This window comes from Sphingomonas sp. DC4900 (genome assembly GCF_049896485.1).
Classification (GTDB): domain Bacteria; phylum Pseudomonadota; class Alphaproteobacteria; order Sphingomonadales; family Sphingomonadaceae; genus Sphingomonas; species Sphingomonas aquatilis.
This window is the reverse complement of sequence record NZ_JAFCUK010000001.1, coordinates 93,665-106,271: the sequence shown is the minus strand read 5'-3', so window position 1 is coordinate 106,271 and position 12,607 is coordinate 93,665. Positions and strand designations below refer to the sequence as shown.

Genomic DNA, 12,607 nt, shown 5'->3' with positions numbered 1-12,607 from the left:
CCTATCAATGGAGAAGACGATGGATATCCGGATTTCTGGTCATCAGGTCGCAACCGGCGACGCGCTCAAGAATCATGTGAGCGACCGGCTTCAGGGTATCGCCACCAAGCATTTCGCGCGCGCCATTTCGTCCGAAGTGACGTTCGGCAAGGGGCCGCATGACGTCGGCTTCCGCTGCGATATCGTGGTGCACGTCATGAAGGGTCTGGTGCTGAAGGGCAGCCACCAGGCGCAAGAGGCGCACCTCGCGTTCGACGGGGCAGCCGAAAAGATCGAAAAGCAGCTGCGTCGCTACATGCGCCGCCTGAAGGATCGCCACGCCAGCGAGGCGGCGGCCATTCAGGAAGACATGGGCTATGACAATGCGGGCTATACGCTGTTCCGGGAGCCGGCAGCGAGCGAGGACGATGTGGGCGACGCGCCGCTCATCATCGCCGAAACGCGCGTCGACATCCCCGATGCCAGCGTGTCGGATGCGGTGATGATGCTCGATCTGCGCAATACCGCGGCGCTCCTGTTCAAGAATGCGGGCACCGGCGCCTACAATATGGTCTATCGTCGCGGCGACGGCACCATCGGCTGGGTCGAGCCCCAGCGCGGCAGCGTGCAGGCACAGCAGCCCGCCGCAAGCTGATCTTTCCACCCCCCGCCGGTACTGTTACGGGCCCGGCGGGGCCCTTTTCTTTTATTCGAGACCGGGATGAACGACTTCAGCGATCTGCTGCGCCCCGAGGCGGTCTATAAGGACGTCGCCGTCGCGCATAAAAAGGCTTTGTTCGCGCAGCTTGCGTCCGCGGCCGAGGGTCTGGGTATCGACGGTCGCCTGACCGCCGAACTGCTGGCGGCGCGCGAAAAGATCGGCTCGACCGGCTTTGGCGGCGGAGTCGCCATTCCGCATGCGCGCCTGCCCGATCTGCCCGCGGTGACCGGCGTCTTCATGCGCCTTGCCCAGCCGATCGAATTCGACGCGGTCGACGATCTGCCCGTCGATCTGGTGTTCATGCTGCTGTCGCCGGTCGATGCCGGTGCGGATCACCTGAAGGCGCTCGCCCGCGTGTCGCGGCGCTTACGCGACCGAACGTTCCTTACGAAGCTGCGCGGCGCGGGATCGCCCGATGCGCTCTACGCATTGTTCACCGCCGACGCGGCACGCGACGCGGCGTGAGCGGGACGGCCGACGACAGCGGCGCACAGGCGCATTATCGCAGCCTCGAATCGCTCTACGCTGCCGCACCGATCAACCGCCTGTTCGAATCGCGGCTCGAAATCGTGGCGGCGGGTGTCGCGCGCATCCACTTCCTGATCGGGCCCGAACATTATCACGCGGCCGGCGCCGCGCATGGCACCAGCTATTTCAAGATGCTGGACGACGCCGCTTTCTATGCGGCGAACAGCCTCGTCACCGACCGGTTTCTGCTGACGACGGCATTCAACCTGCTGCTTACCCGGCCGATGAAGGCGGGGCCCGTCATCGCCGAAGGGCGCTGGATCAGCGGCAAGCGCCGCGTCTATGTCGCCGATGCGCGGCTGATCGACGCCGATGGCGAAGAGGCGGCGCGCGGCACCGGCACGTTCATGCGCTCGCAGATCGCGCTGTCCGGCCTGCCGGGCTATCGCGCCGCACCGTGAGCGATCGGCTGCCGACGCACTTGGTGGTCGGGGCCCTGCTGCGCCGGGTCAACGATGCGGGCGGCATGGCGATGGTGCGGGCGAAGGGCGATCCGCAAGGGGGCGCAATTCTGCTGCTGATCGAATCCCGTTCATCTCCGGTTCGGGTTCTCGAACGCACGATCGAATTCGATGGCGTGGCAATTCTAGCCGAATCGGTCCCGCCCGATGGTGCCGAAGCCTATTGGCGGCGGCGGCGCAGTCGCGACCCCGATCTATGGGTCGTCGAACTGGATATCCCGGAAGCCGAACGGTTCGCCGCTGAAACGATCCTGTCGAATTGACTCGTGACGGATGTGTGACGATGGCTCGCGCACGTTGAATGCGCGTTGTGCCGCGCCTGGGTGCGATCCGGGTCGGTGACGCAGTCGGGGGGATGCCCGGACGATCAGCCTGACTGATCGGGTCCGTGGTCCAACCGCATATCGAATACGTTGATGACGATTTTGCAGCGCGCCGCGGCCATCGCGGTGATGTCTTTCTCTCTGGCGGGCCTGATCAGCCACAGCTCGCCGGTCCGGGCCTCGGATCTGAATCGCACCGCGATTCCCGCACCGACCGCCCCCTCCACCGATCCGGTCGTTCCGGCATCGGTCCCCGTCTCTCCCGCTCCCGTTGCCGCGACGTTCGGACCCGCTAAGCCGGTGGTCCAGCCGCTCCCCACGGTCGAAGCCAGCGAAGACGAAGAGTATAACAGCCTCGCCGAAGCCGTTGCCGCGCAGGACAGCGCCGACGTCGACGAGACGCAGCGCTGCCTTGCCGGCGCGATCTATTTCGAATCGAAGGGCGAACCGCTCGCGGGCCAGCTCGCCGTTGCCAACGTCATCATCAACCGGTCGAAGTCGGGCCGCTTCCCCAGCGACATCTGCTCGGTCGTGAAGCAGCGCGGCCAGTTCAGCTTCGTGCGCCACGGCGAAATCCCGGCGATCGACGAAGGGCGCGCGACCTATCGCACCGCCCTCGCCGTCGCGCGCGTCGCGCTGGATGCGGCCTGGGACAGCCCGGCACCCAAGGCGCTGTTCTTCAACACGCCGAACCGTCGCCCCGGTGCCAATGTCACCAAGATCGCGATGATCGGCAACCACGTCTTCTATCGCTGATCCGCCACGGGGCGCTTGCCTCGTTCGCTGAATGTTCTAAACCGGGGTCATGCTCGACATGGCTCCGGTTTCTTGCGTTGAGGGCGGCGATCCCGCGATCTGCGCCGCCGACGTCGCGCGGGGCGTCACACGGATGCTGCTGCGCCACGACCTCGTCACTATCCCCGAAGTCCCGCTGGAGGGCGGCCGCCGTGCCGACCTTATGGCGATCGACGCGCGCGGACAGTTGGTGATCGTCGAGATCAAGGTGTCGCGCGCCGACCTGATGGGTGACGGCAAATGGCCCGACTATCTCGGTCACTGCGACCGCTATTATTGGGCGGTGCCGGCGGGGTTCGATACCGCGCCACTGGACGGTGCGGCGTTCCTGCCGGAGCGGACGGGCGTGATCGTCGCCGATCGCTACGACGCGGCGATCCTGCGCGAGGCGCATAGCGTACCGCTGGCCGCGCACGTTCGCAAACGCTGCACCCTCGCCTTCGCGCGGCGCGCGGCGCGACGGCTGACGGGACTCACCGACCCGGAGGCGTTCGTCTGAGCGAAGTCAGAGCTGGTGGCCGGTCCGGTCCCGCTTCGTTGCCAGATAGCGTGCATTGTGGGGATTGGGCGGCAGCGCGTGCGCGACGCGTTCGATCACCGTCACGCCCGCCGCTTCCAGTCCCGCAACCTTGGCCGGGTTGTTGGTCAACAGCCGCACTGTGCGCTGCCCAAGCAGCGACAGCATCCGCGCCGCCACGCCGAAATCACGCGCGTCGATCGCAAAGCCCAGCCGCGTGTTGGCATCGACCGTGTCGAACCCCTGATCCTGTAACGCATAGGCGCGCAGCTTGTTGACCAGGCCGATCCCGCGACCTTCCTGCCGCAAATACAGCAACATGCCCCAGCCCTGCGCCTTGATCGCCTCGATCGCCGCGCGCAGCTGCGGTCCGCAGTCGCATTTCAGGCTGCCGAGCACGTCGCCGGTAAGGCATTCGCTATGCAGGCGGACCAGCGGCGGCGATCCATTGGGCTGGCCAACCAGAAGTGCGACATGTTCGTCGCTCGAATCGGGCGATCGAAACGCGACGATCTCGGCATCCTCGGCGCCGTCGACCGGCAACCGGGCGCGCGTCGCGAGACGCAACGCGCCGGATGCCTGATGCGCGTCGATCGCGGCCGGATCGATCGTCACCTCCGCGCCGGTGCCGTCGAGGACGAAGGCGGGCAGCAGTCCCGCGATCCGCGCCAGCCGGATCGCCGCGAGGCTCGCCGCCGGGCGATCGATCGCCATCGTGCGGAACGGCCCTTTCAGCGGCGTCGCGAGATCGAACTGCGGATCGGCGAGCGCGACCGCGGTGGAAAAGTCGAGCCACGGCGCCGGTTCGACCGCGACCGGCGTATCGGGATCGGCGGCGGCAAGCTGGTTGGTCAGCTTCAGCGTCGCAGCGCGGCCGTTGGAGATGAGCAGCGGGAAGGCGCCCCCGCCCACGAAGGATTCGAGCCCGATCGGATCGGCGGTTTCGACCGCGAGCAGGGGCAGGGGGGCCTCACCCGGCGCGGCGATGGCGATCGGCCAGCCGCGGCGCAGCGCGTCGATCGCGCGCGCGACATCGCGGGCGGACGCGCTCATCAGAAGGCGAACTCGGTCAGGATCGGCACATGGTCCGATGGGCTCAGCCAGCTGCGGCAGGCTTCGTGGACGACATGCGCCGTGGCCTTTTCGGCGACATCGCGCGTCGCCCACATATGGTCGAGCCGGCGGCCGCGATCGTTCTTGGTCCAGTCGGGCGAACGATAGCTCCACCACGTGTGAAGGCGCGCGGGGGCGGGGTGGAAATGCCGCCCCAGGTCGACCCAATCGTTCGAGGCCTGGAGACGATCGAGCGCCTCGACCTCGATGGGGGTGTGGCTGACGACCTTCAGCAGCGCCTTGTGGCTCCAGACGTCGCTGGGCAGCGGCGCGATGTTGAAGTCGCCGGTCAGGATGGTCGGTACGTCGAGCGTTTCCGACCAGCGCGTCATCCGTTCGACGAAGTCGAGCTTCTGGCCGAATTTGGGGTTCACGTCGCGATCGGGGACGTCACCGCCGGCGGGGACGTAGACGTTTTCCAGTCGGACGCCGTTGGGCAGGCGCACGCCGACGTGGCGCGCCTCCTGGTTCGCCTGCCAGTCGAAGCGGTCGTCTTCGATCAGCGGCACGCGGCTGAGGATCGCGACACCATGGTGCATGCGCTGGCCGTGGATGACGATATGGTCGTAGCCGAGCGCGCGGAAGGCATCGAAGGGGAAGTCGGCGTCGATGACCTTGGTTTCCTGGAGGCACAGGATGTCGGGTTCCACCTCGCGCAGGAACTGTTCGACGATGGCGATCCGGAAGCGGACCGAATTGATGTTCCAGGAGACGATCTTCACGCCGGTGCATCTAGGCGGGGGCGGGGAGGGGGGCAAGGTTGGGGGCGATCTTGGGGCCGTATGCGCCACGCGCATTCCGTTCGCCCTGAGCCTGTCGAAGGGCAGCTTTCCCCGAGCTCCACACTGGTGGCAACGTGCCCTTCGACAGGCTCAGGGCGAACGGGAGAGGGGGCGCGTCATGGGCGAAGCCCATGACGTCGGACGGGCTGTGCCCGCCGGCCGGTGCATGCGGGCTTGCCCCGCATGAACGGAAAGGCCCTCGCTCCGGGGGCATGGAGCGAGGGCCGACCTAGCGTTCGTCACGCAGGCGGGAAGTGGTTGATGGTCATCCGGGCAACAGGGGGAAAAAATCCCGAACGCCCCACATCCGCGAGGACGTCTCTAGGCCAGCAAACCTGTCGGGTACATGAATGAACCCGGCCTAGCGGACGTTCGGCCTCCGCGGATCGTTCCATTTGAACGTCTGGTCGCTCACCGGCACGCCGAATCGCTGATTCGACAGGCGAATCGTCGTGCGGTTGTTCTGGCTGTCGAGCGCGACCCATCCCTGCAGCGCGAGTCCTGCCGGGGCCGACGAGTCGCGGGCGAAGATCAACGTGATCTTGCCATATTCGGGATGCTTGGGATCGTTCGCCTCGACCGAGACGACGCGGTCGTTGCCCGTCTGGACGAGCTTGGCATAGCGGGTGATGTCGCGCGTCGGATCGAGCAGCACGCCCAGCGGCGAATTCTTGATCGGCCAGCGCTGCACCTGCCGCACCGAATAATCGATGAAGGTCAGCGCGCCGCCCTCTGCCACGATCAGGATCGGCACGCCCTTTTCATACTGGAAGCGCAGCTTGCCCGGCTTCTTGAGCGTGAACGTACCGGTCAGCACCTTGCCGTTGCGGTCGGTCTGCGTGAAGTCGGCGGTCATCGTATCGACCGACTGGAGGTGGCGCTGCACCGCGGCGAGGTCGCCGGTCGCCTGGGCGGGCAGAGCGGCCGGCGCGACGAGGGCGATCGGCAGGGTGAGAGCAAGAGCGTATCGGGTCATGCGGGTCCTGATGGCGGGAAGGCGTTGAACCGGCCCTTAACTGTCGGGACGGGTGTTGGTGCCGGGAACATGGACGACGTGAACACCCGAAAGAAAAGGATCGGTTCGTTTTTGAAGGTGATGTCGTGGGCCCATCCCCACCCTTCCGCGGCTGCGCCGCTCCCTCCCTCTCCCAATGGGAGAGGGAAGAGCCGCCATAGGCGGCGAAGGGTGAGGGCGGGTGCGGTACGGCCGGGGTATGAGGGCCGGTGATTCTAATCCATCGTTTTATCGCAAGTGCTTAAATGCCATCCAATCCATCACTTCCCCAGCAGGTTCGCCTGCCAGAACATCAGGCTGGTCCAGAACTGATAGTCCTGGTTCTCCTTCTTGGCGTAGCCATGGCCTTCGTCCTTGGCGAGCAGGTGCCAGGCGGGCACGCCGTTCGCGCGCACCGCGGCGACCATCTGATTGGCTTCCGATGCGGGCACACGCGGATCGTTGCCGCCGGTGACGACCATCAGCGGGATCTTCAGCTCCTTCGCGCGGGTGAGCGGGCTGATCTCGACCAGCTTGGCGCGCTGGGCGGGATCGCGCTCGTCGCCATATTCGACGCGGCGCAGGTCGCGGCGATAGCTTTGCGTGTTTTCGAGGAAGGTGACGAAGTTGGAGATGGCGACGATGCAGTTCGCCGCCTTGAACCGGTCGCCGTACCGGATCGCGAGCGCGTAACACATATAGCCGCCGTAGCTGCCGCCGGTCTCCGCGATCCGCTTCGAATCGATGCGTGGGTCCTTGTCGAATCGGTCGAGGAAGGCGCCGATGTCCTTCACCGAATCTTCCCGCTTGAACGGCCCGTTGTCGAGCGCGACGAAGCGCTTGCCGAACCCGGTCGAGCCGCGGACGTTGGGATAGAAGAGCGCGATGCCCAATTCGTTGAGCAGGTAATTGTTGCGCCCCAGGAAGCCGGGGGTCGACTGCCCCTCCGGTCCCCCGTGGATGTTGAAGAGGAGCGGGCGCTTGCCCGGCCAGCGCTTGGGATCGGGGCGGTAGAGGAAGCCCGACACGGGTTCGCCGTCGAAGCTCTTCACCTCGACGAATTCCGGTTCGACGTTGCGCGCGGGATCGAGGCCGCCGGTTTCGCTCGCCGTCCAGCGCGTCACCGTCAGCGTCGCGGGATCGAGCGAATAGGTGTCGGTCGGCGCCTTGGCGGAATTGAGCGAGAAGCCCAGCGCGCCCCATGGCGCGAATGCCACGCCGCCGATGCTGCCGGCGGGCAGCGGCACGGTGCGGGCGCGGCGGCTCGCGATGTCGAGCAGCTTCAGCCGATCGATGCCCGCTTCATTGACGACATAGGCGATGGTGCGGCCGTCGTCCGAAATGTCGAAGGCGTCGACGTCCCACTTCGGTTCGGGGGCGACCGCGGTGAAGCGGCCCGTCTTCGGATCGATCGTGCCGAGGCGCTGGAAGTCCGATCCCTCGTCCGACGTGACCCACAAGGTGCCGTCCGGTGCGAACTTGGCCTCGCCATAGGCGATGGCGGCGGCAGGATCGCCGATCGGTGTCATCGCGCCGGTCGCGACGTCCATCCGGTACAGGTTGGTCTTGTTGACAGAGCGATATTCGGTGACGACCGCGGTCTTCGCATCGGGCGCGAAGTCGCTGATCGCCCAGCCGCCGCCCTTCACCTGCGCGACCAGCCGGTCGCTCTTCGGATCGCGCGGATCGATGACGTAGAGGTCGTTGTCCGCGCCGTTGCGCCGCGTCGACGAATAGCCGAGCCAGCGGCCGTCATGGCTCCAGGCGTTGATCGCGTTGCGGCTCTTGCCGTCGGTCAGCAGCGTCAGGCGGCCGTCTTTCAGCGTGTAGAGCTGCCAGAATTCGCTGCCGCCGACGTCTTTCTGCACGACCATCACGTCGCCGCGCTTGGGCGCATAGCTCGCGCGGGCGATCGCATCCGCCTCGAACGACAGCTGGCGGCGCGCGCCCATCGGCATCGCGACCTCGTGCGCCTGCACCGTATTGCCGAAGCGCGTCGCGATCAGCACGCCGCGCGTCACCGGATTCCAGCCGCCGAACGCCGACGAGCGCGATTCCATATAGGGCCGCGTCGCATCGGCGAGCGCCTGCGGCACCGGCGGGATACCGTCCGCCACGATCGCGGCGGGCGGCGCGACGGTAGCGCTGTCCTGCGCCATGGCGGTGCCGGCAAGCAGAAGCGCGGCGGCGGCGGCGATGTGTTTCATCGAATAATACTCCCCGGTGTATTATGTCTTAGCTACACCTTGCCAGCTTGGCGGCGGGGATCAAGGAAAATGGTGCGCAGAGTGCGATGTCATCAGGCGTAGCCGTTGCACTGGGCGCGCGTGATGCTGCGGCTAACGACGTCATACTGGACCGTGACCTGGATGCAGCCGCCATCGTCGATGGAGGGCAGGTCGATTGGCTGCGCGAACCACCGGCGGTTGCCGGCGGGGGTTTCGGCGGTCAGAAACTGGGTCTCCTGACGGTCCATCTCGGCGTTCTTTTCGGGCGTGCAGGGCCGCGTCTTAAAGTCGTCGGTCAGGAGGTCGCACCCCTCGCGCGGGTCGGACGGCAGCGAAGGCAGGATATAGGTCGCGACAACATGCGTCGTATCCGACCAGGCATAGTTGCGGCCGTAGGCGGCGAAGGGCCAGGCTTTCTGGGGCAGGACGATACTGCGCTCGATCGCGTCCATCACCGCCTGCTCACGCGACGGGGGTAGGATGGCGGACGCGGAGGTCGCAAGCAGTGCCAGCATCGGCAGCGTCTGGACCGAACGTGTCGTAGCGCTGACGCGTGTCATGATCGATGCCCCCTGCGGCGTGAGGGCGCCATCATGCCGGCGTCCTGCTTTGCATCAAGGGGGTTCAGCTTGAACGCCAGCGTAACGGTCGGCAAACCTGACGTATATGACGTATCCGATCCACCGTTACCGCGCGTTCGCCGATCTCACCCGCACCGAAGTCGAACTGCTCGGCACGCTCGGCGAGGGCGCAGTGGTGCGCCGGCGCGGCGAAGTCTTCCAGCGCGAAGGCGATGCGGTAAGCGGCTTTTACCTGCAGCTGAAAGGCTGGGTGGCCTCGTCGATCATCCTGCGCAGCGGCAACCGCCTGATCCAGAAGGTGCATCTGCCCGGCGACATGCTGGGTACGCCGACGATGGTGCTGTCGGAGGCGGCGGACACGCTGACCGCGATCACCGAATCGGTGACCGCCCTCGTGCCCTATGCGCGGTTCGGGCGGTTGTACGAGACGGCGCCGCGGCTCGCCGCGCTGTTCACGGTGGCGGTGCAGATGGAGCGGCTGGCGCTGATGGATATGCTGGCGATCACCGGCAATGCCTCGGCGCGCGAACAGCTGGCGCGGCTGTTGATCGACCTGCACACCCGGCTGACGCCGATCGGCATGGTGGAGGACGATGCGTTCGATCTGCCGCTGACGCAGGAGGTGATCGGCGATCTGCTCGGGCTGACCGGGGTGCACGTCAACCGCACGGTGCGCGCGCTAGAGGACGAGGGACTGATCGCGCGGACGGGGCATCGCGTGCGATTGCTCGATGTCGATCGCCTGCGGCAGCTCTCGCCGCTGCCGCCGCGCCAGCCGGCGTTCGAGCCGGCGTGGCTACCGGCGGCGCGGTAGGGCTTCACCGACTCGTAACCCCGGCGGCATAGAGGGCGTCGGATGGATACGCACCCGACGTTTCGCGTGACGGTCGATATGGATCGCGGCTGCTTCGAGACCGCGATGCAGGGCTTCTGGACGCTGGAGACGCTGGCCGATTTCCGTCGTGCGCTGGAGGATGCGGTTGCCCGTATCCGCGCAACGGGCCGCGAGCCGGTCAGCCTGTGCGACTATTCGGGTGCGATGGTGCAGAGCCAGGAGGTCGTGGCGGGATTCATCGCGATGATGGCCGATCCCGCGGTGCGATCACGACGCGTCGCGGTCTACACGGGCGCCGCGCTCACCAGGTTTCAGGCCGAGCGCGCCAATCGCGACCACGCCGAATTCCGCTACTTCGTCGACCGCGACGCGGCCGTGGCATGGCTGTTCTCTCCGGACGGGGTCTGATCCCCCGCCTCAGATCGCGTGGCCTTCGGTATCGCGCAGCACTTCGCGGCGGCCGACATGGTCGGGGCGGCCGACGATGCCGTCCTTTTCCATGCGTTCGATCAGCCGCGCGGCCGAATTGTAGCCGATGCGCAGCTGGCGTTGCAGCCAGCTGGTCGAGGCCTTTTGCGACTCGCACACCAGCTGGATCGCGGCGCGATACTGCTGGTCCTCGGCGGTGTCCTCGCCCTCTGGTGCGCCATCGAGCGCGAAGCTGTCCTCGGGTTCTTCGGTGACCGAGCTGATGTAATCGGGCTGGCCCTGCGCGCGCCAGTGATCGGCGATGGCGCGCACCTCGTCGTCGCTGACGAAGGGGCCGTGGACGCGGACGATGCCCTTGCCGCCGGGCATGTAGAGCATGTCGCCGCGGCCCAGCAGCTGTTCGGCGCCCTGTTCGCCCAGGATCGTGCGGCTGTCGATCTTGCTTGTGACGTGGAAGCTGATGCGCGTCGGCAGGTTCGCCTTGATGACGCCGGTGATGACGTCGACCGACGGACGCTGCGTCGCCATGATCAGGTGGATGCCCGCCGCGCGCGCCTTTTGCGCGAGCCGCTGGATCAGGAATTCCACCTCCTTGCCCGCGGTCATCATCAGGTCGGCAAGCTCGTCGACGATGACGACGATCTGCGGCAGCGGTTCGTAGTCGAGCTGCTCTTCCTCATACACCGGCTGGCCGGTGTCGGGGTGATAGCCGGTCTGGACGCGGCGGCCGAGGCGCTGCCCCTTCGCCTTCGCCGCGCGGACCTTGTCGTTGAAGCCCGCCAGGCTGCGCACGCCGACCGACGACATCTGGCGGTAGCGATCCTCCATCGTCTCGACCGCCCATTTGAGCGCGCGCACCGCCTTGGCGGGATCGGTAACGACCGGCGACAGCAGGTGCGGGATATCGTCGTACATGCTCAGTTCGAGCATCTTGGGATCGATCATGATCATCCGGCACTGTTCGGGCGTCAGCCGGTAGAGCAGGCTCAAGATCATGCAGTTGAGGCCGACCGACTTGCCCGAACCGGTGGTGCCGGCGACGAGCAGGTGGGGCATGGGCGCGAGATCGGCGATCACCGGATCGCCGGCGATGTTCTTGCCGAGGATGATCGGCAGCTGCGCGGCCTGATCCTCGAACGTCTGGCTGCCGACGAGTTCGTGCAAACTGACCGATTCGCGCTTCTGGTTGGGCAGTTCGATGCCGATGACGTTGCGCCCCGGGATCACCGCGACGCGCGCCGAGATCGCCGACATGTTGCGCGCGATATCGTCGGCGAGCGCGATGACGCGGCTGGCCTTGATACCCGGCGCGGGCTCGAGTTCGTACATCGTCACGACCGGGCCGGGGCGCACTTCGTTGATGACGCCGTGCACCTTGAAGTCGTCGAGCACGTTTTCGAGCAGGCGCGCGTTGCGCTCCAGCGACGCCTTGTCGATCGTGCCCTTCGGCGCCGGCGGCGCAGGGGTCAGCAGGTCGAGCTGCGGCAGCGTATAGCTGTGGCCGAGATCCAGGCTCTGCTGCTTGGGCTTGGGCTTGGCGGCGGAGGGCGCGAGATTGCGGTCGGCGATGTTGGGGGCGGGACGCGGGTCTGGCGTCGCGACCGCGCGCGGTTCGACGACCTTGCGCGCGAGCTGGAGCGGTTCCTCGTCCCCGTCGTCATAGGCGTCGTCGTACAGATCGTCGCCATCGTCATCGGCACCGATCGCGTCGCCACGCGTGCGGCGCAGGCGGAAGCGGCGGTCGCCGAGGTCGATGTCGAGGCTCTTGGCCCAGATCACGATGCCGGCGATACCGACGATCAGGCCGATGCCGCGTGCCGCCCAGCGTTCGGCGCCCGGCTGGCCGATGAAGGACAGGCCCCATTCCGCCGCCTTCGCAATCGACAGGCCGGCGACGCCGCCCCAGCCGGCGGGCAGCGCCAGCACCGACGCATCGGAGACGAAGGCGAGCGCGGCGGCGATCAGCGCGACGCCGATCGCGGCATTGCGCAGCATCGCGAGCCAGCGACCCGCGGGCCGATCGCGCCACAGCCGCGCGGCGACGATCGGCGCGATCGGCAGCAGCAAGGCGACCGCCGGGCCGAACAGCGTGAGCGCAAGGTCGGCGAACCAGGCGCCGGGCGGGCCCGCGAGATTCTGGACCGGGCCCCCGGAGGCGGTGTTGAGCGCGGCGTCGCTGGCGCGGTAGCTCGCCAGCGCGAGCACCATCACCGCGGTGGCGACGAACAGCGCGATCGCGGCGACCAACGCGCCACCCCGCACGGCGCCCGCCTTCACCGTCTCACGCAACAGCCCTGGCTGCGCACGGCTCGCCATCGCTC

The 12,607-nt window shown here is 67.0% G+C and carries 14 protein-coding genes; 8 read left to right on the top strand and 6 right to left on the bottom strand.

The annotated features are described in order from the left end of the window. Positions 1–19: 19 nt before the first annotated feature. The 6 genes from hpf to ACP690_RS00475 all read left to right on the top strand — a co-directional run bounded on the left by hpf (position 20) and on the right by ACP690_RS00475 (position 3,306). The gene (gene hpf / locus ACP690_RS00500; protein ID WP_426255440.1) at positions 20–634 is read left to right on the top strand and encodes a ribosome hibernation-promoting factor, HPF/YfiA family; all 615 of its coding nucleotides are present in this window, start codon (positions 20–22) and stop codon (positions 632–634) included. Positions 635–700: 66 nt separating this feature from the next. Further along, positions 701–1,165: a PTS sugar transporter subunit IIA gene (locus ACP690_RS00495; protein WP_295561969.1), complete on the top strand. Its 465-nt coding sequence runs from the start codon at positions 701–703 to the stop codon at positions 1,163–1,165. After that, a complete protein-coding gene (locus ACP690_RS00490) occupies positions 1,162–1,629 on the top strand; it encodes a PaaI family thioesterase (RefSeq protein ID WP_017980526.1) in 468 nt (155 codons plus the stop codon). Before ACP690_RS00495 ends, ACP690_RS00490 begins: the two co-directional genes overlap by 4 nt. Then, positions 1,626–1,952 carry a DUF1491 family protein gene (locus ACP690_RS00485; RefSeq protein ID WP_426259818.1) on the top strand — a complete coding sequence of 109 codons (327 nt, stop codon included), beginning with the start codon at positions 1,626–1,628 and terminating at the stop codon, positions 1,950–1,952. The genes ACP690_RS00490 and ACP690_RS00485 overlap by 4 nt, the downstream gene beginning before the upstream one ends. A 153-nt stretch (positions 1,953–2,105) precedes the next feature. Continuing rightward, positions 2,106–2,768: a cell wall hydrolase gene (locus ACP690_RS00480; protein ID WP_017980528.1), complete on the top strand. Its 663-nt coding sequence runs from the start codon at positions 2,106–2,108 to the stop codon at positions 2,766–2,768. Positions 2,769–2,817: 49 nt separating this feature from the next. Then, positions 2,818–3,306: an MmcB family DNA repair protein gene (locus ACP690_RS00475; RefSeq protein WP_017980529.1), complete on the top strand. Its 489-nt coding sequence runs from the start codon at positions 2,818–2,820 to the stop codon at positions 3,304–3,306. Positions 3,307–3,312: 6 nt separating this feature from the next. Here ACP690_RS00475 and ribA read toward each other — a convergent pair whose 3' ends face one another. The 5 genes from ribA to ACP690_RS00450 all read right to left on the bottom strand — a co-directional run bounded on the left by ribA (position 3,313) and on the right by ACP690_RS00450 (position 9,001). After that, complete coding sequence (gene ribA / locus ACP690_RS00470) at positions 3,313–4,377, bottom strand: GTP cyclohydrolase II (RefSeq protein WP_426259817.1); 1,065 nt, start codon at positions 4,375–4,377, stop codon at positions 3,313–3,315. Continuing rightward, complete coding sequence (locus ACP690_RS00465; RefSeq protein ID WP_017980531.1) at positions 4,377–5,159, bottom strand: exodeoxyribonuclease III; 783 nt, start codon at positions 5,157–5,159, stop codon at positions 4,377–4,379. Before ACP690_RS00465 ends, ribA begins: the two co-directional genes overlap by 1 nt. Before the next feature lie 421 nt (positions 5,160–5,580). Continuing rightward, entirely contained in the window at positions 5,581–6,195 is a 615-nt protein-coding gene (locus ACP690_RS00460) for a LolA family protein (RefSeq protein WP_426259816.1), read from the bottom strand. Between the two features lie 299 nt (positions 6,196–6,494). Next, the gene (locus ACP690_RS00455; RefSeq protein ID WP_426259815.1) at positions 6,495–8,420 is read right to left on the bottom strand and encodes a S9 family peptidase; all 1,926 of its coding nucleotides are present in this window, start codon (positions 8,418–8,420) and stop codon (positions 6,495–6,497) included. A gap of 92 nt (positions 8,421–8,512) precedes the next feature. Continuing rightward, positions 8,513–9,001, bottom strand: coding sequence for a hypothetical protein (locus tag ACP690_RS00450; protein ID WP_426259814.1), 489 nt, complete (start codon positions 8,999–9,001; stop codon positions 8,513–8,515). 106 nt (positions 9,002–9,107) lie between these two features. Between ACP690_RS00450 and ACP690_RS00445 the strand changes: the two genes are divergently transcribed. After that, positions 9,108–9,836: a Crp/Fnr family transcriptional regulator gene (locus ACP690_RS00445; RefSeq protein WP_426259813.1), complete on the top strand. Its 729-nt coding sequence runs from the start codon at positions 9,108–9,110 to the stop codon at positions 9,834–9,836. 42 nt (positions 9,837–9,878) lie between these two features. Further along, positions 9,879–10,265 (top strand): STAS/SEC14 domain-containing protein, encoded by a 387-nt coding sequence (locus ACP690_RS00440; RefSeq protein ID WP_244057304.1) that lies wholly within the window; start codon positions 9,879–9,881, stop codon positions 10,263–10,265. Positions 10,266–10,274: 9 nt separating this feature from the next. Here the strand turns inward: ACP690_RS00440 and ACP690_RS00435 are convergent, their stop codons facing one another. Continuing rightward, a complete protein-coding gene (locus ACP690_RS00435; protein WP_426259812.1) occupies positions 10,275–12,602 on the bottom strand; it encodes a DNA translocase FtsK in 2,328 nt (775 codons plus the stop codon). Positions 12,603–12,607: the final 5 nt, after the last annotated feature.

Excerpts from the sequence above, each read along its gene's own strand:
- hpf (WP_426255440.1), top strand. The coding sequence starts at position 20 with ATGGATATCCGGATTTCTGGTCATCAGGTCGCAACCGGCGACGCGCTC.
- ACP690_RS00455 (WP_426259815.1), bottom strand. The coding sequence starts at position 8,420 with ATGAAACACATCGCCGCCGCCGCCGCGCTTCTGCTTGCCGGCACCGCC.
- ACP690_RS00495 (WP_295561969.1), top strand. The coding sequence starts at position 701 with ATGAACGACTTCAGCGATCTGCTGCGCCCCGAGGCGGTCTATAAGGAC.
- ACP690_RS00480 (WP_017980528.1), top strand. The coding sequence starts at position 2,106 with ATGACGATTTTGCAGCGCGCCGCGGCCATCGCGGTGATGTCTTTCTCT.
- ACP690_RS00460 (WP_426259816.1), bottom strand. The coding sequence starts at position 6,195 with ATGACCCGATACGCTCTTGCTCTCACCCTGCCGATCGCCCTCGTCGCG.
- ACP690_RS00445 (WP_426259813.1), top strand. The coding sequence starts at position 9,108 with ATGACGTATCCGATCCACCGTTACCGCGCGTTCGCCGATCTCACCCGC.
- ACP690_RS00435 (WP_426259812.1), bottom strand. The coding sequence starts at position 12,602 with ATGGCGAGCCGTGCGCAGCCAGGGCTGTTGCGTGAGACGGTGAAGGCG.
- ACP690_RS00440 (WP_244057304.1), top strand. The coding sequence starts at position 9,879 with ATGGATACGCACCCGACGTTTCGCGTGACGGTCGATATGGATCGCGGC.
- ACP690_RS00475 (WP_017980529.1), top strand. The coding sequence starts at position 2,818 with ATGCTCGACATGGCTCCGGTTTCTTGCGTTGAGGGCGGCGATCCCGCG.
- ACP690_RS00450 (WP_426259814.1), bottom strand. The coding sequence starts at position 9,001 with ATGACACGCGTCAGCGCTACGACACGTTCGGTCCAGACGCTGCCGATG.
- ribA (WP_426259817.1), bottom strand. The coding sequence starts at position 4,377 with ATGAGCGCGTCCGCCCGCGATGTCGCGCGCGCGATCGACGCGCTGCGC.